The organism is Streptomyces sp. HNM0575, assembly GCF_012726265.1.
Taxonomy (GTDB): Bacteria; Actinomycetota; Actinomycetes; order Streptomycetales; family Streptomycetaceae; genus Streptomyces.
Genome location: NZ_JAASAG010000010.1, coordinates 1 through 20,473 on the forward strand (window position 1 = coordinate 1; position 20,473 = coordinate 20,473).

General features: G+C 72.5%; 17 protein-coding genes. 6 read left to right on the forward strand and 11 right to left on the reverse strand.

What is annotated here, in order from left to right; all coding sequences use genetic code 11:
- Positions 1 to 502: 502 nt before the first annotated feature.
- The 3 genes from proC to HCC61_RS22565 form a co-directional block, all read right to left on the reverse strand.
- Entirely contained in the window at positions 503 to 1,312 is an 810-nt protein-coding gene (gene proC / locus HCC61_RS22555; protein ID WP_169138194.1) for a pyrroline-5-carboxylate reductase, read from the reverse strand.
- 147 nt (positions 1,313 to 1,459) lie between these two features.
- Positions 1,460 to 2,197, reverse strand: a complete 738-nt coding sequence (locus tag HCC61_RS22560; protein WP_169138196.1) for an ABC transporter permease — start codon at positions 2,195 to 2,197, stop codon at positions 1,460 to 1,462.
- A 118-nt stretch (positions 2,198 to 2,315) separates the two neighbouring features.
- The gene (locus tag HCC61_RS22565) at positions 2,316 to 3,128 is read right to left on the reverse strand and encodes an ABC transporter ATP-binding protein (RefSeq protein WP_169138648.1); all 813 of its coding nucleotides are present in this window, start codon (positions 3,126 to 3,128) and stop codon (positions 2,316 to 2,318) included.
- A gap of 252 nt (positions 3,129 to 3,380) precedes the next feature.
- Between HCC61_RS22565 and HCC61_RS22570 the strand changes: the two genes are divergently transcribed.
- On the forward strand, positions 3,381 to 3,758 hold the full coding sequence (locus HCC61_RS22570; RefSeq protein WP_169138198.1) for a hypothetical protein: 378 nt from the start codon (positions 3,381 to 3,383) through the stop codon (positions 3,756 to 3,758).
- 244 nt (positions 3,759 to 4,002) lie between these two features.
- Positions 4,003 to 5,679 carry a SulP family inorganic anion transporter gene (locus tag HCC61_RS22575; protein ID WP_169138200.1) on the forward strand — a complete coding sequence of 559 codons (1,677 nt, stop codon included), beginning with the start codon at positions 4,003 to 4,005 and terminating at the stop codon, positions 5,677 to 5,679.
- A gap of 88 nt (positions 5,680 to 5,767) precedes the next feature.
- Here the strand turns inward: HCC61_RS22575 and ilvD are convergent, their stop codons facing one another.
- From ilvD to HCC61_RS22595, 4 genes are all read right to left on the reverse strand, one after another.
- A complete protein-coding gene (ilvD, locus tag HCC61_RS22580; protein ID WP_169138202.1) occupies positions 5,768 to 7,609 on the reverse strand; it encodes a dihydroxy-acid dehydratase in 1,842 nt (613 codons plus the stop codon).
- 340 nt (positions 7,610 to 7,949) lie between these two features.
- A complete protein-coding gene (locus HCC61_RS22585) occupies positions 7,950 to 8,570 on the reverse strand; it encodes a TetR family transcriptional regulator (protein ID WP_169138204.1) in 621 nt (206 codons plus the stop codon).
- A 14-nt stretch (positions 8,571 to 8,584) separates the two neighbouring features.
- On the reverse strand, positions 8,585 to 9,460 hold the full coding sequence (locus tag HCC61_RS22590; RefSeq protein WP_169138206.1) for a sugar phosphate isomerase/epimerase: 876 nt from the start codon (positions 9,458 to 9,460) through the stop codon (positions 8,585 to 8,587).
- A gap of 347 nt (positions 9,461 to 9,807) precedes the next feature.
- Positions 9,808 to 10,740 carry a Ppx/GppA phosphatase family protein gene (locus tag HCC61_RS22595; RefSeq protein ID WP_169138208.1) on the reverse strand — a complete coding sequence of 311 codons (933 nt, stop codon included), beginning with the start codon at positions 10,738 to 10,740 and terminating at the stop codon, positions 9,808 to 9,810.
- 48 nt (positions 10,741 to 10,788) lie between these two features.
- Between HCC61_RS22595 and HCC61_RS22600 the strand changes: the two genes are divergently transcribed.
- Entirely contained in the window at positions 10,789 to 11,862 is a 1,074-nt protein-coding gene (locus HCC61_RS22600) for a hypothetical protein (protein ID WP_346777338.1), read from the forward strand.
- Positions 11,863 to 11,947: 85 nt separating this feature from the next.
- Here HCC61_RS22600 and HCC61_RS22605 read toward each other — a convergent pair whose 3' ends face one another.
- Positions 11,948 to 13,897: a sigma-70 family RNA polymerase sigma factor gene (locus HCC61_RS22605; RefSeq protein ID WP_169138210.1), complete on the reverse strand. Its 1,950-nt coding sequence runs from the start codon at positions 13,895 to 13,897 to the stop codon at positions 11,948 to 11,950.
- A gap of 311 nt (positions 13,898 to 14,208) precedes the next feature.
- On the opposite strand from HCC61_RS22605, the gene radA reads away from it, so the two are divergent.
- Positions 14,209 to 15,630 carry a DNA repair protein RadA gene (gene radA / locus HCC61_RS22610; RefSeq protein ID WP_169138212.1) on the forward strand — a complete coding sequence of 474 codons (1,422 nt, stop codon included), beginning with the start codon at positions 14,209 to 14,211 and terminating at the stop codon, positions 15,628 to 15,630.
- 70 nt (positions 15,631 to 15,700) lie between these two features.
- A complete protein-coding gene (gene disA, locus HCC61_RS22615) occupies positions 15,701 to 16,828 on the forward strand; it encodes a DNA integrity scanning diadenylate cyclase DisA (RefSeq protein WP_169138214.1) in 1,128 nt (375 codons plus the stop codon).
- 136 nt (positions 16,829 to 16,964) lie between these two features.
- Here disA and HCC61_RS22620 read toward each other — a convergent pair whose 3' ends face one another.
- Positions 16,965 to 17,837, reverse strand: a complete 873-nt coding sequence (locus HCC61_RS22620; RefSeq protein ID WP_169138216.1) for a hypothetical protein — start codon at positions 17,835 to 17,837, stop codon at positions 16,965 to 16,967.
- Between the two features lie 421 nt (positions 17,838 to 18,258).
- Between HCC61_RS22620 and HCC61_RS22625 the strand changes: the two genes are divergently transcribed.
- Positions 18,259 to 19,215: an A/G-specific adenine glycosylase gene (locus HCC61_RS22625; protein ID WP_169138218.1), complete on the forward strand. Its 957-nt coding sequence runs from the start codon at positions 18,259 to 18,261 to the stop codon at positions 19,213 to 19,215.
- Between the two features lie 206 nt (positions 19,216 to 19,421).
- Here the strand turns inward: HCC61_RS22625 and HCC61_RS22630 are convergent, their stop codons facing one another.
- Both HCC61_RS22630 and HCC61_RS22635 read right to left on the reverse strand, forming a co-directional pair.
- Positions 19,422 to 19,886, reverse strand: a complete 465-nt coding sequence (locus tag HCC61_RS22630) for a VOC family protein (RefSeq protein ID WP_169138220.1) — start codon at positions 19,884 to 19,886, stop codon at positions 19,422 to 19,424.
- Positions 19,887 to 19,980: 94 nt separating this feature from the next.
- On the reverse strand, positions 19,981 to 20,466 hold the full coding sequence (locus HCC61_RS22635) for a helix-turn-helix transcriptional regulator (RefSeq protein WP_240969206.1): 486 nt from the start codon (positions 20,464 to 20,466) through the stop codon (positions 19,981 to 19,983).
- Positions 20,467 to 20,473: the final 7 nt, after the last annotated feature.

Below are 20,473 nucleotides of genomic sequence, written 5' to 3' on the forward strand. Positions count from 1 at the left end.
TCGCTGTCATCAAAGAAATCCCCACCCCAAGGACCAAGCCCCAGGGCACGGGGTATCAACATATCTGGCGTTGACTTTTGGCACGCTGTTGAGTTCTCAAAGAACGGACGCTTCCATCACAGACCCACAACAGGCCGCTCCGGGCTTCCCTCTCGGTGTTCCCCGACTCTATCAGACGCTTTTCCCGGTCGTTTCCAAGCCCGGTTTCCACGTATCCGATTCCCCAGCCGGAGGGGGCGCCTTCCGACGCGGCCGCCACATTAGAGGAATCCCCCCGGCACCTCAAAATCGAGACACCGCACACCCCCACCGAACTGATTTCCGCACACACACAGGCACACGAAAAACAGCCCCGTGAAGGGGAGATCACATCGTCAGTGGTTGCCGTCGGACGGCGGGAGCGTCACCGGTGTGGCCATCACGGCTGACCGGCAACTGTTAGAGGCTACACCACGCTCGTACGTGTCCCAAAACGAGTTCCGGGAGGGGGCGCGGGCGTGAATCAGCCCTTGCCGGCGGCCAGTTCGCGGCTGCGGTCGCGTGCCGCCTCCAGGGCGTCCAGTACCGCGGCGCGGACGCGGTGGTTCTCCAGCTCGCGGATGGCGTTGATGGTGGTGCCCGCGGGGGACGTGACGTTCTCGCGCAGGGTCACCGGGTGGTCGCCGCTGTCGCGGAGCATCGTGGCTGCGCCCACGGCGGCCTGGACGATGAGGTCGTGCGCCTTGTCGCGCGGCAGCCCGAGCAGGATCCCGGCGTCGGTCATGGCCTCGACGAGGAAGTAGAAGTAGGCCGGTCCGGAGCCCGAGAGGGCGGTGGCGGCGTCCTGCTGGCTCTCGGGGACGCGGAGGGTCTTGCCGACGCCGTTGAAGATCTCCTCGGTGAGGGCCAGGTGCTCCTCGGTCGCGTGGGTGCCCGCGGAGACGACCGACATCGCCTTGTCCACCAGGGCCGGGGTGTTGGTCATGACCCGTACGACGGGGGTGCCGGGCTGGAAGCGCTCCTCGAAGAGCGAGGTGGGGATGCCCGCGGCTCCGCTGATGATCAGTCGCTCGGCGGGGGTGTGCGGGGCGAGTTCGTCGAGCAGGGTGCTCATGTCCTGCGGCTTGACGGTGAGGATGAGGGTGTCCGCGCGCTTGGCGGCCTCGGTGTTGCTGACGGCTTCCACGCCGTGGCGCTCGCGTAGCTCACGGGCCCGCTCGGAACGGCGCGCGGTGACCAGGAGGTTGGACGGTGACCAGCCGCCCCTGAGCATGCCGGAGAGCAGGGCCTCGCCGATCTTGCCGGTGCCGAGGACGGCGACTTTCTGGGTCATGGGGCGGTTCACCTCGTCCAGTGCGTACGCGTGCTGTGCCTCATCCTCGCACCGGCGCGGGGGACGCGGCGCAACCGTCCGGGTGGTGGATGGCGGCGCCGCGACGGCGGCTTTCACGGCGTACCGGTCCTTACGGCGTACCGGTCGTCACGGCGTGCGGCGCCGCAGGGTTGCCGCGCCCACGCAGAGGACGAGGAGGGCCGAGCCGGCGACGATGACGGCGTCCCGTACGAAGTCGCCCGTGGGGTCGGTGTGTTGGAGGACTTCGTTCATGCCGTCGACGGCGTACGACATCGGCAGGACGTTGGAGATGTATTCGAGGACGGGCTGCATGGTGTCGCGCGGAGCGAACAGGCCGCAGAGGAGGATCTGCGGGAAGATCACCGCCGGCATGAACTGCACGACCTGGAACTCAGACGCCGCGAACGCGCTCACGAAGAGGCCCAGGGCCGTGCCGAGGATCGCGTCGAGCAGGGCGATCAGCAGCAGCATCCCGGGCGAGCCCGCGAAGTCGAGGTCGAGCAGCCAGACGGCGACGCCGGTGGCGATGGACGCCTGGACCACGGCCAGTACGCCGAAGGCCAGCGCGTAGCCGGCGATGAGATCGCCCTTGCCGAGCGGCATGGACAGCAGCCGCTCGAGGGTGCCCGACGTGCGTTCGCGGAGGGTGGCGATGGAGGTGACCAGGAACATCGTCACGAGCGGGAAGATGCCGAGCAGTGAGGCGCCGATGGAGTCGAAGGCGCGGCGGTCGGCGTCGAAGACGTAGTAGAGGAGCACGAGGAGCAGTACGGGCACGAGCAGCAGCAGCGCGATGGTGCGGTGGTCGTGGCCGAGTTGGCGCAGTACGCGCCGGGCGGTGGCGAGGGTGCGGGCCGGTTTCATGGCTGTGTCTCCGGGGGGCGGTGGCGGCGGCTGGTCGGGGTCGGGAGGTGAAGGGGCGTGAAGTCTGAACGGGGGCCGCGTCGGCGAGCGCTTCCGTCGGCAGCCGGTTCAGTCCGGTTCAGTCCGTGGCCGACTCTGCCTTGCGGGCCTCGTCCACGAGGTGCAGGAAGGCGTCCTCGACCGAGCCGGTGCCGGTGCCGGCGCGCAGGGCGTCCGGTGAGTCGTCGGCCAGCAGCCGCCCCGAGCGCATCAGCAGGAGGTTCTGGCAGCGGTCCGCCTCGTCCATCACGTGCGAGGAGATGAGGAGGGTGGTGCCGCGCTCGGCGGCGAGGCGGTGGAAGAGGTTCCACAGGTCGCGGCGGAGTACGGGATCGAGGCCGACGGTCGGCTCGTCGAGCACGAGCAGCTCGGGGGAGCCCAGAAGCGCGACCGCGAGAGAGACGCGGGAGTGCTGGCCGCCGGAGAGGTTCGCCGTGAGGGAGTCGCCGTGGTCGGCGAGGTCCACGTCGTGCAGGACGCGGTCCACCATCGCGGGGCGCTCACGGCGGGGGACGCCGAGCACGGCCGCGTAGTAGTCGAGGTTCTGGCGGGCGGTGAGGTCTCCGTAGACGGAGGGGTCCTGGGTGACGTAGCCGACGCGGGCGCGCAGCGGTGCCGAGCCCGCCGGGCGGCCGAGCACGTCGAGGGTGCCGGTGACCTTCGCCTGGGTGCCGACGATCGCGCGCATGAGCGTCGACTTGCCGCAGCCGGACGGGCCCAGCAGCCCGGTGACCGTGCCGGCGGGGACGTCGAAGGTGAGGTCGTCGACGACCTTGTGGCCGCCGCGGACGACGGTGAGGTGGTCGGCGTGGATGGCCGGGCGGCCTGACCCGGCAGGCTCGGCCGCTGCTCCGGTGCCTCCTGCCGTGGCTGCGGCGGGATGTTTATTCATCATGCGATGAATTGTGGGGCGCGCTCGTCGCCGGCGTCAAGCGGCGGTGACGAGCGCACTTCCCGGAGGGCGGGACGGGGTCCGGATACAGCCATCCGTACGGGCCTTTCACGCCGACTGCATGTGCCGACTTGCGTACGCGTACAGGGCAGTTGACACAATGAATGCTCTTGTCAAGGACGGGATGCCCGGGTTCGTGATGTCTGAGATCGCGATGCCCGGCTTCGTGACCAGCGGGCCGAAGGGGACGTGATGCCGGGCAGCGGGCGCAGCGCAGCGCGGGCACTCGTCACCGCCCTGGTGCTGCTGCTCGCCGCTCTGCTCGGCGTCGAGTGCGCGTGCGCGCAGCCCGGTGCGGTGAGCGTCCGTACGTCGGCAACAGCCCCCGGTTACACGGCAGTTCCGTACGAGCACCCGGGGACGGCCGAGGACGACTGCAAGCCGCGGCACGGGCCGCGTCGCGCCGGGGGCGTGGCGGCGCCCGTCGGAGTTCCCGGGCGTGCGTACGGGCGCGATGTGCGTGCGGGCGCCACGCGGCTTTCACATGCGGTGGCGGCGGGCGTGCGCGAAGCGGCGCCGAGGGGGACCTCCGTCGCCCTGCCGCTGCTCCATCAGACCTTCCGCTGCTGACAGTTCGCGTGTGTCCGGCGTGGCCGCCGGGTCAGGGGTCTGCGCCGGGTCGGGCGCGGGCCGCCGGCTGACCTGCCCGCCGGGCGCATCCGCCTCCGTAACGACAGGTCCGTTCCATACGGCCGGTCCCGTACGGCCCGCCCCCGTACAACGCTTCAGCGAACCTCTGCAACGACCCGTTCCCGCCCGTCCTGCCGCGCGTGACCTGCGCCGCCGGGACGGCGGGACGGGCTGGAGATACCCCATGTCCTCTTCGAAGCCTTCTCCGACGTCTTCTCCGAAGCCCGGTGTGCGCACGGTCCTGCGTGCCGATGTCACCGCGTCCCTCGTCGTCTTCCTCGTCGCCCTCCCCCTGTGCGTCGGCATCGCCTTCGCGTCCGGTGTACCGGCCGAACTGGGCCTGGTCACCGGGATCGTGGGCGGGCTCGTCACGGGGCTGCTGCCGGGCAGCAGCCTCCAGGTCAGCGGCCCCGCGGCCGGTCTGGCCGTTCTCGTATACGAGGCCGTGCAGTCGTACGGCCTCGGCGTGCTCGGCGTACTGGTGCTGGGCGCGGGCCTGTTGCAGCTGGCCATGGGCGCGCTGCGGCTGGGCAGGTGGTTCCGGGCGATCTCGGTCGCCGTGGTGCAGGGCATGCTCGCGGGGATCGGGCTGGTGCTGATCGCCGGGCAGGTCTATGCGCTCGTCGGCGCGGAGGCACCCGGCACCGGCCTCGGAAAGCTCGCGGGCCTGCCGGGCCTGGTGGCCGGGCTGCTCGGCGGTGAGACGGCTCCGGCGGCCGCGCTTCTCGGGGCCGGGACCGTGGCGGTGCTGGTCCTCTGGCCGAAGTGGCGGCCCGGCGCGAGGGTGCTGCCCGCGCCGCTGGCCGCCGTGGGTCTGGCTACGGCGGTGACGGCCGTCTTCGGGCTCCCGGTCGAGCGCGTACGGGTGCGGGGGCTGCTGGAGGCCGTACAGCCGCCCGGTGCCGGCGACTTCGGGGCGCTGCTGTCGCCCGGCGTGCTCGCGACGGTGGCCGCCTTCACGCTGATCGCGTCCGCGGAGTCGCTGTTCAGCGCGGCGGCCGTGGACCGGCTGCACGGCGGTCCGCGTACGGACTACGACAGGGAGCTGATGGCGCAGGGCGCGGGCAACGCGGTGTGCGGGGTGCTCGGCGCGCTGCCGATGACCGCGGTGATCGTGCGCAGCTCCGCGAACGTGTCGGCGGGTGCGCGTACCAAGGCTTCGCGTGTGCTGCACGGTGTGTGGCTGCTGCTCTTCGCCGCGGCGCTGCCGTGGGCGCTGGGAGTGATTCCGGTGGCGGCGCTCGCGGGGGTGCTGGTGCACGCGGGCTGGAAGCTCATCCCGGTACGGGAGTTGGGGCCGCTGTGGCGGGAGCATCGGGCCGAGGCGGTGGTGCTGGGGGTGACGGCGCTGGCGATCGTGGGGATCAACATGTTCGAGGGAGTGCTGATCGGGCTGCTGCTGGCGGTGGTCAAGTCCGCGTGGGAGATCTCACACGTACAGGTGGAGACCGAGGAGCCGGGCCGCGACTCCGGTCGAGGTGCCGGTCAGGACGGGGGCGTTGGGGCGGGAGCGGGCCCGGGTGCGGGAGCGGGCTCGGGTGCGGCCGCCGGTGGGGACGCGCGGCTGGCGCTGCGCGTACGGGTGCTGGGCAATGCGACCTTCCTGCGACTGCCCAAGCTGCTCGACCAGCTGGAGGCGCTTCCGTACGACCGCAGGGTGGAACTCGATCTGGCGGGGCTGCGGCATGTCGACCATGCGTGCGGGACGGCGCTGGCCGCGTGGGAGGCGCAGCACAACTCCCGGGCGGCGGCGGCCGGTTCGGAGGTCCGGGGCTCGGCGGACGCGGCGGGCACAGCGGGCGGCGGACCCTCCGCACCGGGGGTACGGCCCGCGGACGCGGGGCACGCGCCGCACGACTAGCGAGCAGCGCGCAGCGCGAACAGCCCTCGTCGCCCGGAGGCCGCCCGGCCGGATGGCCTCCGGGCGCCTGGCCCCCAGGCCCCTGCCCCTAGCCGCCGATCTGCGTCAGGTCGCGCACCGCGCCCTTGTCGGCGCTGGTGGCCATCGCCGCGTACGCCCGCAGCGCCGTGGAGACCTTCCGCTCGCGGTCGCGCGGCGCGTACGTGCCGTTCAGCGCGGTGCGGCGGGCGGCGAGTTCCTCGTCGGGGACGTTCAGCCGGAGGGTGCGGTTCGGGATGTCGATGACGATCTCGTCGTCGGTCTCGACGAGCGCGATGGCGCCGCCGCCGGCCGCCTCGGGCGAGACGTGCCCGATGGACAGGCCCGAAGTGCCGCCCGAGAAGCGCCCGTCGGTGATCAGCGCGCACGCCTTGCCGAGCCCGCGGCCCTTGAGGAACGACGTGGGGTAGAGCATCTCCTGCATGCCGGGGCCGCCCTTGGGGCCCTCGTAGCGGATGACGACGACGTCGCCCTCCTTGACCCGCTTGGCGAGGATGGCCTCGACGGCCTCCTCCTGCGACTCGCAGACCACGGCGGGACCGGTGAAGGTGAGGATCGACTCGTCGACGCCCGCCGTCTTCACGACGCAGCCGTTCTCGGCGAGGTTGCCGTACAGAACGGCGAGGCCGCCCTCCGTGGAGTACGCGTGCTCGATGTCGCGGATGCAGCCGCCCTCGGCGTCCGTGTCGAGCGAGTCCCACTGCTCGGACTGCGAGAACGCCGACGCGGAGCGGACGCAGCCGGGCGCCGCGTGGAACAGCTCCGTGGCCTTGGACGAGGGCGAACCGCCGCGGATGTCCCAGCTCTTGAGCCAGTCCGCGAGCGACGGCGAGTGCACGCTGTGCACGTCCTCGTTCAGCAGGCCCGCGCGGTAGAGCTCGCCGAGGATGGCGGGGATGCCGCCGGCGCGGTGCACGTCCTCCATGTAGTACGTGCCGTTGGGCGCGACCTTCGTCAGACAGGGCAGCGAGCGCGAGAGCGCGTCGATGTCCGCCATGGTGAAGTCGAGTTCGGCCTCCTGGGCGGCGGCCAGCAGGTGCAGGATCGTGTTGGTGGAGCCGCCCATGGCGATGTCGAGGGCCATGGCGTTCTCGAAGGCCGGGCGGGCGCCGATGCTGCGGGGCAGCACCGTCGCGTCGTCCTGCTCGTAGTAGCGCCTGGCCAGCTCGACGACCGTCGCGCCGGCGTCCTCGTAGAGCGCCTTGCGGGCGGTGTGCGTGGCGAGGACGGAGCCGTTGCCGGGGAGGGACAGGCCGATGGCCTCGGTGAGGCAGTTCATCGAGTTGGCGGTGAACATCCCCGAGCAGGAGCCGCAGGTGGGGCAGGCGCTGTCCTCGATGCGGCGCATGTCCTCGTCCGAGACGCTGTCGTTCGCGGACTCGGAGATGGCGCTGATCAAGTCGAGCTTCCGGACTGTGCCGTTGACGAGGGTCGCCGTGCCGGACTCCATCGGCCCGCCGGAGACGAAGACCGTGGGGATGTTCAGGCGCATCGCGGCGTTCAGCATGCCCGGCGTGATCTTGTCGCAGTTGGAGATGCAGATCAGGGCGTCCGCGCAGTGCGCCTCCGTCATGTACTCGACGGAGTCCGCGATCAGGTCGCGGGACGGCAGCGAGTAGAGCATTCCGCTGTGGCCCATGGCGATGCCGTCGTCCACGGCGATGGTGTTGAACTCGCGCGGGATGCCGCCCGCCGCGTGCACGGCCTCGCTGACGATCCGGCCGACCGGCTGGAGGTGGGTGTGGCCCGGCACGAACTCCGTGAAGCTGTTGGCCACCGCGATGATCGGCTTGCCGAAGTCCTCGCGCGCTACGCCCGAGGCCTGCATGAGGGCTCGGGCCCCCGCCATGTTGCGGCCGTGGGTGACGGTACGGGACCTCAACTCGGGCATGGTGGCACTCCTCGTACGGTACGTGCGCCTTCCGACGACGCGTGGGGTCGTCCGGTGCTCGCCGCCCGGCACCGGGCTTGCGGCGCCTCGACTCGGCGGCGGCTCGCACATGCGCAGGCCCCGAGGGTACGCCCCGGGACCGGGATCCGGACCACGGGATCACATGATGAGACCTTGCGGTGGGGCGGACCGTGACGCGGTTCCGGAGGGGGGTTCTGCGGGGCGGTTCCGTGGGGACGGTTCCGCGGGGCGGTTCCGTAAGGCGGGGGCGCCGGGGAACGGCCTTTCACGGCTGTGCGCTCGCGGCGCGCACGTACGTACGCGGCTCCGCGGCCCGTCCTCAGCCGGTCAGATGGCGCTGCACCACCGGCGCCAGCCGCGGAATCAGCTCCTCCGGCCGGGCCGAGGCGATCGGCTCCACCTTGATCACGTAACGCAGCATCGCCGTGCCCACGAGCTGCGCGAGCGCCAGCTCCACCCGCAGCGCCGCGTCCGGCTCGTCGAGCCCGGCGGAGACCTGCTCCAGCCCGGCGGCGACCCGCTCCAGCAGGTTCCTGGAGACGAGGCCGCGGAAGATGGCGGCCGCCGTCTCGTTGCTCACGGCGGAACGCAGGATCGCCAGCAGCGGATCGCGGGTGGCCGCGTCCTCCCAGATGCCGAAGACGTAGCCGACGAGCTGCTCGCCCCACTCCTCGGGGCTGCCCGACAGCAGCATGTCGGGGATGCCCAGGGCCGGGGCGAACGCGCCCTGCACGGCGGCGGCGAAGACCTGCTCCTTGGTGCCGAAGTAGTGGTGCACGAGCGCGGAGTCGACGCCGGCGCCGCGTGCGATGGCGCGGATCGAGGCCTTGTCGTAGCCGCGTTCGCCGAACTCCGTACGTGCCGAGCCGAGGATCCGGTCCCGCGTCGCGGGCTCCCCCTCGGCCTTCTCCGCGGAGGCGGGACGGCCGCGTCTGCGCACCGGCCCTCCGTGGCTCACCGCTGCCCCTGCGGGGACGCGGACGCTCCTCCGGGCGCCGAGGCTCCGCCGGGCGCGCCCCCCACGCCCGCCGGGGCGAGATGCAGCCGCGTGTACGCGAGCGCCTCGGCGAGGTCGCTCTCGCGCTCGGCGGCGGACATCGCGCGGCGGGTGTTGACCTCGACCACCACGTGGCCGTCGAAGCCGTTCTCGCCCAGCCGGTGGAGCAGTTCGGCGCACGGCTGCGTGCCGCGCCCCGGCACCAGGTGCTCGTCCTTGTTGGAGCCGTTGCCGTCGGCGATGTGGACGTGGCCGAGGCGGTCGCCCATGCGGTCGACCATGGCGAGGGTGTCGGTGCGCGAGGTCGCCGTGTGCGAGAGGTCGATCGTGAAGTGCCGGTAGTCGTCCTGGGTGGGGTCCCAGTCGGGCGCGTAGGCGAGCATCTCGCGGTCGCGGTAGCGCCACGGGAACATGTTCTCCACGGCGAAGCGCACGTCGGTCTCCCCCGCCATCCGCCACACGCCCTGGACGAAGTCCCGCGCGTAGTTCCGCTGCCACCGGAAGGGCGGGTGCACCACGACCGTCGAAGCGCCGAGCCGCTCGGCGGCCGTACGCGCCCGCTGGAGCTTCACCCAGGGATCGGTGGACCACACGCGCTGGGTGATCAGCAGGCAGGGCGCGTGTACGGCGAGCACGGGCACGCCGTGGAAGTCGGAGAGCCGGCGCAGCGCCTCGATGTCCTGGCTGACCGGGTCCGTCCACACCATGACCTCGACGCCGTCGTAGCCGAGGCGTGCCGCGATCTCGAAGGCCGTCGCCGTCGACTCCGGATAGACGGAGGCCGTGGACAGCGCGACCTTCACATCTGGGACGTGCGCAGCAGGTTGAACCACAGCAGACAGCCTAAGGCTCCGCGCGGAAGGTCCTCCGGGGCGTCGAAAGCGGGCCCGGCGTCACGTACGCGCCGGTCGTACCGCTGGTCACACCGTCTCCGGGGCGGAACGTGGAGGCCACGGCCCCGCTCGTACGGACCCGACCGCCGTGAGCGATCTCACGGCGGTCGCGCGGGGTGAACGGGAACCGGGCGGCTGCACACCGGGGCGGTACGGCAAGGCCGTATGCAGGGCCTCGTCCGGCCTCATCCGACCTCGAACCGCGCCGGCAGCGCGCCAGAAGCACGCCTTGAACCGCGCCTCGCAGCGCGCCTTGAACCGCGCCTGGAGCGGGCCGCGAGGCGCCCTCACGACCTCCGCAGATGGTCGAGGCGGCGCAGGATCACGCCCTCGCGCAGCGCCCAGGGGCAGATCTCGACCTTCTGCACACGGAAGAGGTCCATGGCCGCCTCCGCCACCAGTGCGCCGGCGAGGAGTTGACGGGCCCTGCCCTCGGACACGCCGGGCAGCCCGGAGCGTTCGTCCGCCGTCATGGCCGCGAGCCGCGGGACCTGCTCCTCCAGCGCGCCGAGGGTCAACTTCCGCTCGACGTACGGGCCTTCGGCGGAGCGTGCCGCCCCCGCGATGCGCGCGAGCTGCTTGAACGTCTTGGACGTGCCCACCGCGTGGTCCGGCGCGTTGAAGCGGCTGAACTCCCCGACGACACGCGCGATTTCGGCCCGTACATGACGGCGCAGCTCCCTGACGTCGGTGGCCTCCGGCGGGTCGTCCGGCAGCCATGCCGTGGTGAGCCGGCCGGCGCCCAGCGGCAGGGAGACGGCCGCATCGGGCTCCTCGTCCTGGCCGTAGGCGATCTCCAGCGAGCCGCCGCCGATGTCGAGCAGCAGCAACCTGCCGACGGACCAGCCGAACCAGCGGCGGGCGGAGAGGAAGGTCAGCCGTGCCTCGTCCTCGCCCGTGAGGACCTCCAGCTTGACGCCGGTCTTCTCCGCGACGTGCGACAGGACCCGCTCGGCGTTCGCGGCCTCGCGCACGGCGGAGGTGGCGAACGGCAGCAGATCCTCGACGCCCTGGTCCTCGGCGACCTGGAGCGCGGCGGTCACGGTGGCTGCGAGGCGCTCGACGCCCTCGGAGCTGATCGCGCCGTTCTCGTCGAGGAGTTCGGCGAGTCTCAGCTCTTCCTTGTGTGAGTAGGCGGGAAGGGGACGCGCGCCGGAGTGCGCGTCTACGACGAGAAGGTGGACCGTGTTCGAGCCCACGTCGAGGACACCGAGTCTCATGCCGTCACGCTAGCCGTATCCGGCGACGCCACGGCTACGCTGGGGCACGTGGGAAAGACGAAAGCGGCGAAGCGCCGTAAGCAGGGCGTACGCGCCGATACGGGAACGCCGGGACAGAACGCACAGCAGCAAGCGCGCCAGGCACGGCAGGCGCGCCTCGCACAGCGGACACAAGAGCCGGACGAGGCGGAGGAGACCGACGGGCGGGAGCCGGGAGACGGTCCCGGCCCGCGCGCCGAGGAGACCGGTCTCGACTTCCCGCGTGCGTGGGTGGAGTTCGCCGACCCCGCCGACGAGGAGCAGGTCTTCCGCTGCGATCTGACGTGGCTCACCTCGCGCTGGAACTGCGTCTTCGGGCGGGGCTGCCAGGGCATCCGCCCGGGCCGCGCGGACGACGGCTGCTGCACGCTGGGGGCGCACTTCTCCGACGAGGAGGACGAGGATCGCGTCGCCACGCACGTGGCACGGCTGACTCCGGAGACCTGGCAATTCCACGACGTGGGCACGGAGTCGGGTTGGGTCGAGAAGGACGAGGACGACGGTGAGCGGCAGACGCGTCGCTGGGAAGGTGCCTGCATCTTCCACAACCGGCCGGGATTTCCCGGGGGTCAGGGCTGTGCGCTGCACATGCTCGCGCTGCGTGAGGGCCGTGAGCCGCTGGAGACGAAGCCGGACGTGTGCTGGCAGCTGCCGATCCGCAGAACCTTCGAATGGGTCGAACAGGCCGACGGCGAGCAGGTGTTGATCGTCTCCATCGGCGAGTACGACCGGCGGGGCTGGGGCCCGGGAGGGCACGACCTGCACTGGTGGTGCACTTCGGCGCCCTCGGCGCACGGGGCGAGCGAGCCCGTGTACGTCTCGTACAGGCCGGAGTTGACCGAGCTGATGGGCGAGGCCGGCTACGAGATCATGGCCGGGATGTGCGAACAGCGTCTCCGGACGGCGGACGCGGACGCGGGCGCGGGCGACGGCAGTGCCGGTACCGGTTCCGGTGCGCACGCGGGAACGGACAACGGCGCCCGCACCGGCTCCGGTTCGGCCTTCGTACCGCTGCCGCTTCTCGCTCCGCACCCGGCCGACCGGCCCGTGTCACCTCGGCAGCAGCAACCGCAGCAGAACTGACCGGCGGCGGCACCGGCCCGGCGGTCACGCCCCCGCGGCAGGATCCTCACCGGCCCGGCGCCCCGCCCCTCAGCGGGGCGCCGGGTCAGTCGGCCGCCGACGAACTGGCTCCGCCCGACGACGGGGGATCGGACGGGGGCGGCGTCGACGGATCGTCGGACGGCGGCGGGCTGGTGGGGTCGTCCGACGGCGGAGGAGTCGGATCCTCGGACGGCGGCGGCGTCGGGGAGCTGGAGCCCGAGCCCCGCCCCTGCATCGTGACGACGGCACCGGACGGCGCGACCCGGATGTGCGCGGACCAGTACCCCGCGGGCTCGCGGCTGCGGATCACCGTGACCCGTACGGTCATGGTCTCGCCCGGGCTCAGCACGCCGCTCGTACGGCTGAACGCCAGCCACGGCGCGCCGCCCGACATCGACCAGCGCACGGGCGAACTCCCGCTCGCGGAGAGCCTGATGAGGGTCGAGTCGCCCGCCGCACGCGCGTCGACGCTGAGCCGCCCGGCCTCCGTGGTCCGGCCGTCCGCGGACTCGCCGTGCTTCGCACGCTTGCCGTCCTTGCCCGAACGGCCGTGCTTCTTGCGGGAGTCGGCGTCCTTGCTCTGGTGCCGGTGCCCGTCGTGGGCCCGCACCCGTCCCTGCGCGGCGTTCTCGAAGGGATGCCCTCGCAGGGACGATTCGTCGTCCCTGCCGGCCGAGATGGAGGAGCCGTCCGATTCGCCCGTGAGCGGAGCGCCGCGGTAGGCGGCCCACAGCGCGAGCACGGGCGCGGCGACGACCGTGGCCACGACCGTGGTGGTCACGGCCCTGCTGCGCAGCCGGTCGCGTCGCGCGCCACGGTCCTTGATCTCCATCGGGAAGCCGGTCTTGTCGAAGCGGGGCGTGTGGCGGCAGCGCGCGCGCCGCACCGCGAGCACCGCCGCTTCCACGGCCGGGCGCGGGGCCTCCAGCACGGCCAGCACCGCCGTGCCCGCCGGTGCCGTACCCGGCCAGGCGACTCCCGACATGGCGCGCTCGGCGGCCCGGCGGCAGTGCGTGCACTCGTCAACGTGCTTGACGAGCTCGCGCCGGAAGGCCGGTCCGAGCAGCAGCTGGTCCTCCCCGGCGAGCCCCGAAACCACCCGGCAGCCACCGGACTTGACGACGGCGAGCGCGGCGCGGGTGCGCTCGACCTCGCAGGCGGCCTGTGAGAGCAGCACGCTGGCGGCCTCCGCGCTCAGCGACAGCACGGCCGCCACCTCGTGCGCCGGCAGCCCGTGGCGTACGGCCAGCTCCAGCGCCTCGCGCTGCTCGGGCGTGGTGCCCGCGGCCTCGGGCCAGGCGAGCGCGGCGAGGTCCCGGCGGCGCTGGGTGCGGGCGGCCTCGGTGAGATGGGGGGCCGTGGCGGGCACGGTGCCCCGCTTGCCGTCGCGGCCGCTCTGCTCGGCCAGTCTGCGCAGGCAGACCCAGCGGGCCAGCGCGTACAGCCACGGGCGGTGGAGGGTGCGGCGCACGGGGGCACGGTCGCGGTCGAACTGCCGCTCGGCGATCACGAGCGTCTCGCCCACGGCGCTGATCGCGGCGTCGTGCTCGCACATCACCGACAGGCAGTACGTGAACAGGCCGTCCAGATACGGCTCATAGCGCGCCGTCCCCGATTCCGGCGAGCCCTCGGCGGCCTGTCCGGACGCGGCGGTCGCCACGGCCGTCGGGACCGAGCCGGAGGCCGGGCCGTCCGCAACGGAGGCCGCAGCGCCGCGACTTGTGCGGGCACGCGCCCGTCCCTCGGGGGGCGGCGGGACCGCGCCGGCCGTCGGGCCCGAGGTCGCCCCCGCGCTCGCGCCGGCCGCGGACGCGGTGCCCGCTGTGCCCGCCGGGGCGTCGGCGGCGGCCGAAGCCTCCGCCGCCGGCCCGGAGTCGGCCGCACGCCCGGAGGACGCTCCGGATCTGCTGAAGACCTTCGACGCACCGGAGCGTTGGTGCCGCTTCGGCCGCCGCACCGAATGCGCACGGTGTGCACCGGTGGTGTGCGTGGGGTGGTCGCGCCTGCTGCTCATCACCCGGAGACGGTAGGCGTGCGGGGCTTCCGCTGCGGACGGAGTTGCCCAGGTTTAATCCTTACGGGTGACCAGATCCCACGAAAGGGGATGTACGGTACCTCGTAGGACCGGGCGCGTTCACTCGTGGGTGACGGCTACGCCCTTGCACCGGGCGCGAGTTCGTGCCGCGCCGACCGTCCGGCCGCCCGCCGGCACCGCCTCCTCCGTGCTCCTCCGTGCCGCCCGCCCGCACCGCTCCCGCCGCTCCCCGGGCCGAATGACCCTGCCGCGGACCCCGGTTGTCGGTGCTTCCGTCTACGGTGACGTCCATGGCTGCCCGTAAGACCTCCGCCAAGGACCGCCCCGCGTACCGCTGTTCGGAATGCGGCTGGCAGACGGCCAAGTGGCTCGGCCGCTGCCCGGAGTGCCATGCGTGGGGCACCGTCGACGAGGTGGGCGGCGCCCCCGCCGTGCGCACGACCGCGGCCGGCCGCGTCTCGGCGTCCGCGCTCCCCATCGGCCAGGTCGACGGCACGCAGGTCGCCGCCCGCGGCACCGGAGTGCCCGAGCTGGACCGCGTGCTCGGCGGCGGGCTCGTCCCCGGAGCGGTGGTCCTGGTCGCGGGCGAGCCCGGCGTGGGCAAGTCGACGCTGCTGCTGGACGTCGCGGCCAAGGCCTCCGACGAGGAGCACCGCACGCTGTATGTCACGGGCGAGGAGTCCGCGGGCCAGGTGCGGCTGCGCGCCGACCGCATCGGCGCCATCGGAGACCACCTGTATCTGGCCGCGGAGACCGACCTCTCCGCCGTGCTCGCGCACCTCGACGAGGTGAAGCCCAGCCTGCTGATCATGGACTCGGTCCAGACGGTCGCCTCGCCCGAGGTCGACGGCGCCGCGGGCGGCGTCGCACAGGTGCGGGAGGTGGCCGCGGCCCTGATCCGCGCCTCCAAGGAGCGGGGCATGTCCACGCTGCTGGTCGGCCATGTCACGAAGGACGGTTCGATCGCGGGCCCCCGTCTGCTGGAGCATCTCGTCGACGTGGTGCTGCACTTCGAGGGCGACAGGCACGCCCGGCTGCGCCTGGTGCGCGGCGTGAAGAACCGGTACGGGACGACGGACGAGGTCGGCTGCTTCGAGTTGCACGACGAGGGCATCACCGGTCTCGCCGACCCGTCGGGCCTGTTCCTGACCCGCCGCGCGGAGCCGGTGCCGGGCACCTGTCTGACGGTGACGCTGGAGGGGCGGCGTCCCCTCGTCGCGGAGGTGCAGGCGCTGACGGTGGACAGCCAGATCCCCTCGCCGCGGCGCACGACGTCCGGGCTCGAGACCTCCCGTGTATCGATGATGCTGGCGGTGCTGGAGCAGCGCGGCCGTATCAGCGCGCTCGGCAAGCGGGACATCTACAGCGCGACGGTCGGCGGCGTGAAGCTCTCCGAGCCGGCCGCCGATCTCGCGGTCGCGCTGGCGCTCGCGAGCGCGGCGAGCGACACCCCGCTCCCCAAGAACCTCGTGGCGATAGGCGAGGTGGGGCTCGCTGGCGAGGTGCGCCGTGTCACAGGCGTGCAGCGCAGGCTCGCCGAGGCCGCCCGTCTGGGCTTCACCCACGCCCTCGTGCCGGCGGACCCCGGCAGGGTTCCGGAGGGCATGCGCGTGCGCGAGGTCGCGGACGTCGGGGAGGCGCTGGCGGTACTGCCCGCCCGTTCCCGTGCGACGGGCAGGCTTCAGCCCGGGTCCGCCGCGCCAGCGCAGTAGGGTGCTGCGCGCGCCGCCGGTAGACTTTGCCCCGGTCCCGCCCGTACGCACGAACGACCGAAGGAGTGCCGTGGCAGCCAATGACCGGGCAGCAGCTCCCGGCAGGACCGGTGGGGGAGGTTCCGGTGCCGAGGGCCTGATGCGCGCCACGCTGAGCGCGGTCGCGCCCGGTACGGCCCTGCGCGACGGCCTGGAGCGGGTCCTGCGGGGCAACACCGGCGGACTGATCCTTCTCGGCATGGACAGGCACGTCGAGCCGCTGTGCACCGGCGGTTTCGTGCTCGACGTCGACTTCACGGCGACGCGGCTGCGCGAGCTGTGCAAGCTGGACGGCGCGCTGATCATCGACCGCGACGTCACCAAGATCGTCCGGGCGGGCGTGCAGTTGGTGCCGGACCCCTCCATTCCGACGGAGGAGACGGGCACCCGGCACCGCACCGCACAGCGGATCTCGATCCAGACCGGATATCCGGTGGTGTCGGTCAGCCAGTCGATGCGCCTGATCGCGCTCTACGTCGACGGGCAGCGCCGCGTGCTGGAGGACTCGGCCGCCATCCTCTCCCGCGCCAACCAGGCCCTCGCCACGCTGGAGCGGTACAAGCTGCGGCTGGACGAGGTCGCGGGCACCCTCTCCGCGCTGGAGATCGAGGACCTGGTGACGGTGCGCGACGTCTCCGCCGTGGCGCAGAGGCTGGAGATGGTGCGCCGCATCGCCACGGAGATCGCGGAGTACGTCGTGGAGTTGGGCACGGACGGGCGGCTGCTCTCCCTCCAGCTCGACGAGTTGATCGCGGGCGTCGAGCCCGAGCGCGAGCTGGTGGCGCGGGACTATGTGCCGGAGCCGAGCGGGCGCCGGTCCCGTACGGTCGGCGAGGCCCTCAGCGAGCTGGACCGCCTCACCCACTCCGAGCTGCTCGAACTGCCCACGGTGGCACGGGCGTTGGGCTACAGCGGCGCCCCCGAGACGTTGGACTCGGCCGTCTCGCCGCGCGGTTTCCGGCTGCTGGCGAAGGTGCCGCGGCTGCCGGGCACGGTCATCGAGCGGCTCGTCGAGCACTTCGGGGGCCTTCAGAAGCTGCTCGCGGCGAGCGTCGACGATCTTCAGACGGTCGACGGAGTCGGCGAGGCACGGGCCCGCTCGGTGCGGGAGGGGCTCTCCAGGCTCGCGGAGTCCAGCATCCTGGAGCGGTACGTCTAGTACGGGGCAGCGGCCACGGGAGCCACACAGTACGGGCAACGGCCTCTGAATCCACATCCGCATCCGCACCGCGCAGGGCGCGCGGCACGAGCCTGGCGCACGGTGCGCGCGCCGCCCGGCGCCGCCGCCGGGCCTCCTATTTCAGTTCGAAGGAGGCGTCGAGCTTCTTCAGGCCCTTGACGTCGACTTCGATCTCGTAGTCCCCGGGCTCCGCCGAACCCCCGGCGGGCGTACCGCAGTCGGCCACGCTCGCCTCCCGGTGCCAGATGAAGGTGTGCTTCGAGGTCCCGCTCGCGGGCACCTGGTACAGCGCCGGCTTCTCGTCGCGTACGCAGTCGTCCGAGGCCCAGATCTTCTCGTCGTCGGCGTTCTTGATGGTGACGACCGTCGCCGTACGTCCCAGGTCGAGCTTGCAGGCGGTGCCGCGCTTGTTGGTCGCGGTCAGCTCGAACTTCGGCTTCTCGCCTGCCTCGTACTCCTTGTGGACGCTGCGCAGGGACACCGTGACGCCCTTGCCGCAGCCGGGCAGCTTGGAACCCGCCGGTACGGCCGCGCCGCCCGCGGAGCCTCCCGTACCGCCGCCGCCTGAACTCCCGCCCCCGGAAGCGGAACCGCCGCCTGCGCTGTCGCCGCCCGTGGAGCCCGTGGCTCCGCTGCCGCCGGGCTTCCAGCCCGAACCGCCGGCCGACCCTCCGCCGCCCGCGCCGCCGGAGCCTCCGTCTTCGCCTCCGCCGCCGGAGCCGCCCTGGGAGCCGCCCTCCGTGGACTCGTCCCGCCCGCCCGGGTGTTCGGTGATCGCCGGACCGGAATCCGTCGGCCCGGGGGTGATCGTGCTGACGGGCGGCTTGCCGTCGTCGCCCTTGCCCTCGTTGCCGCTGTCACCGCCGCCAAGGCCGAGCGCCCAGACCGTCAGCAGGACAAGCACCCCCACGACGGCAAGAGCAACTGCCCTTCTGCGCCAGTAGATGGAGGAAGGCAGGGGGCCGATCGGATTACGCAGTGATCCCACGCGGAAACCTTACGAGACGACATGGACGCCGCAGCCCGGTACCCTGCGCACGATGCGGCAACTTTTGTGATGAGCGTGCGGAACAGCCGTGAGGGCTCAGCGAAATCGCTGCACACACACGGCTCGTGGGTCGATATGACGGTCCAACGTCCGGCTTGCCGGCCGAGTGCCCGTCCGCCGCCACGGACCCGATCTCGCCGCTGCCGCCGCCCACTTCACATCCGTGGGCCCCAACTCGTCCCGCTCATAAGGGCATTGCGCGACGGCCCCGGCGGCGTACCCGCGATCGGACGGCGGCCGCGCGGCAACCACACGGCAACCACGTGGCCACAGGCCTGCGCCGAGAGTCTGAGGACCACTCTCGTCGGCCTGTGCGTCGCGTTTCACGGGCGGCTGCCTCCGTGTCAGGATCGGTCCTGCCATGACTGCGACCACCGAGACCGCACCCCCCGAGCCCGAGCCCGGACCCGAGTCGGCGGAGACCGCCGGCTCCGTCGAGCAGACCGCCCGCGCCCTCCACGCCCCCGTCGTCGACTGGTTCGACGCGCACGCCCGAGACCTTCCCTGGCGCCGCCCCGAGGCGGGCGCATGGGGGGTCATGGTCAGCGAGTTCATGCTTCAGCAGACGCCCGTGAACCGGGTGCTGCCTGTCTACGAGCAGTGGCTCGGCCGCTGGCCCCGCCCCGCCGACCTCGCCGCCGAGCCACCCGGCGAGGCCGTACGCGCCTGGGGCCGGCTCGGCTACCCGCGGCGCGCACTGCGTCTGCACGGGGCCGCCGCCGCCATAGCGGAACGGCACGGCGGTGACGTACCGCGGGAGCACGCACAGTTGCTGGCCCTGCCCGGCGTCGGCGAGTACACGGCCGCGGCCGTGGCCTCCTTCGCGTACGGGCAGCGGCACGCGGTTCTCGACACCAACGTCCGCCGGGTCTTCGCGCGTGCGGTCAACGGCCGGCAGTACCCGCCGAACGCCACCACCGCCGCCGAGCGCAAGCTCGCCCGCGCGCTGCTTCCCGAGGACGAGGCCACGGCCGCGCGCTGGGCGGCGGCCACGATGGAACTCGGCGCGCTGGTGTGCACCGCACGCGCGCCCGGCTGCTCCCGCTGCCCGGTCAGGAGCCTGTGCGCATGGCAGCTCGCGGGCGCTCCTGAGCACGTCGACCCGCCCCGCCGCACCCAGACGTACGCGGGTACGGACCGGCAGGTGCGCGGCAAGCTGCTGGCCGTGCTCCGCGAGGCGGTGACGCCGGTGCCGCAGGCCACGCTCGACCGGGTCTGGAACGACTCGGTCCAGCGGGCGCGCGCCCTGGACGGTCTGGTGTCCGACGGGCTCGTCGAGCCGCTGCCGGGCGGGGTCTACCGGCTGCCGCTCAGCTGACCCCGAAGCCGAGGGCCCTGAAGGGCCCGGCACAGAGCGCGGATCCGCCGGTGCCCCCGCGGCACCGGCGGCGGCCCGCCACCCGGGCGGCACCGAACCAGCGGCGGCACAGAACCCGCGGCTCCCCTGAAGCGGCAGCGACGATGTCCGGGTCGCCGGTGCTCTCCCGTTCCCGCCCCGCCCCGCCCTCCGAAGCGGCTACTCCGCTATTCCGCTTCGCCGTCGACGCAGCCGCTCCACGGCTTGCTCAGATCCAGCCCCTCGACGTCGCGCTGCTGGGTGAGCGAATACCAGTTGCCGGACGGATCACGGAAGAGCGCCTCGATGCCGTACGGACGCTCCTGCGGCTCCTGAACGAACTCGACGCCCTTCGCCTTGAGTTCCTCGTACGTCGCCCGACAGTCGTCCGTGGCGAAGACGCCCGCACCCAGCGCACCCTTGCTGACCAGCTTCAGCACGGCCTCGCGGGACTCGGGGTCCAGGCCCGGTCCGTCCGGGCGCATCAGCGTGAGCTGCACGTCCGGCTGACCGGGCGGGCTGACGGTGACCCAGCGCATCTCGCCCATGCTCATGTCCGTACGTTCGGTGAAGCCGAGGGTCTCGACGAAGAACTTCTTGTCCCGCTCCTGGTCGGTGGACCAGACGGTGGCGATGGCCAGACTCTTGATCACGGTGGACTCCGGAACTGATCGCGGTGGTGTGGGACGAACCGGCGGCGGGAGGGCGTCGCCCCCTGGCCCTCCAGGTTCCGTCCGTTTCACCGTGTCAGAGGCGCTCGCTGCCCGCTTCTCCGTTGTTGCGCTCTTCCTCCGCGGGCGGCGACGGCTCGGATCCGGACGCGGGCTGCTCCCTGAATCCGCCGGTGAAGAGCATCGCGTAGCAGCCCGGGATCATGGCGGCCGCACTGTGTCCATGACGCCCTCGGTAGTCGCTGGGGCTGGTGCCGGTCTGCTTCTTGAAGCGCGCGGAGAAGGTCCCGAGGCTGGTGAAGCCCACCATCATGCAGATCTCGGTCACCGACAGGTCCGCCGAGCGCAGCAGCTCCTCCGCGCGCTCGATGCGGCGGCGGCTGAGGTACTGGCCCGGCGACTCCCCGTATGTCGCCTTGAACGCGCGCACGAAGTGATACCGCGAGTAGCCCGCGAAGGCCGCGACCGCGTCCAGATCGAGGCCGGGGTCGGACCACTCGCGGTCCATCGCGTCCTTGGCGAGGCGCATGGCGCGCAGCCGCGCCATGCCCGGCGTGTTCATGCGCTCA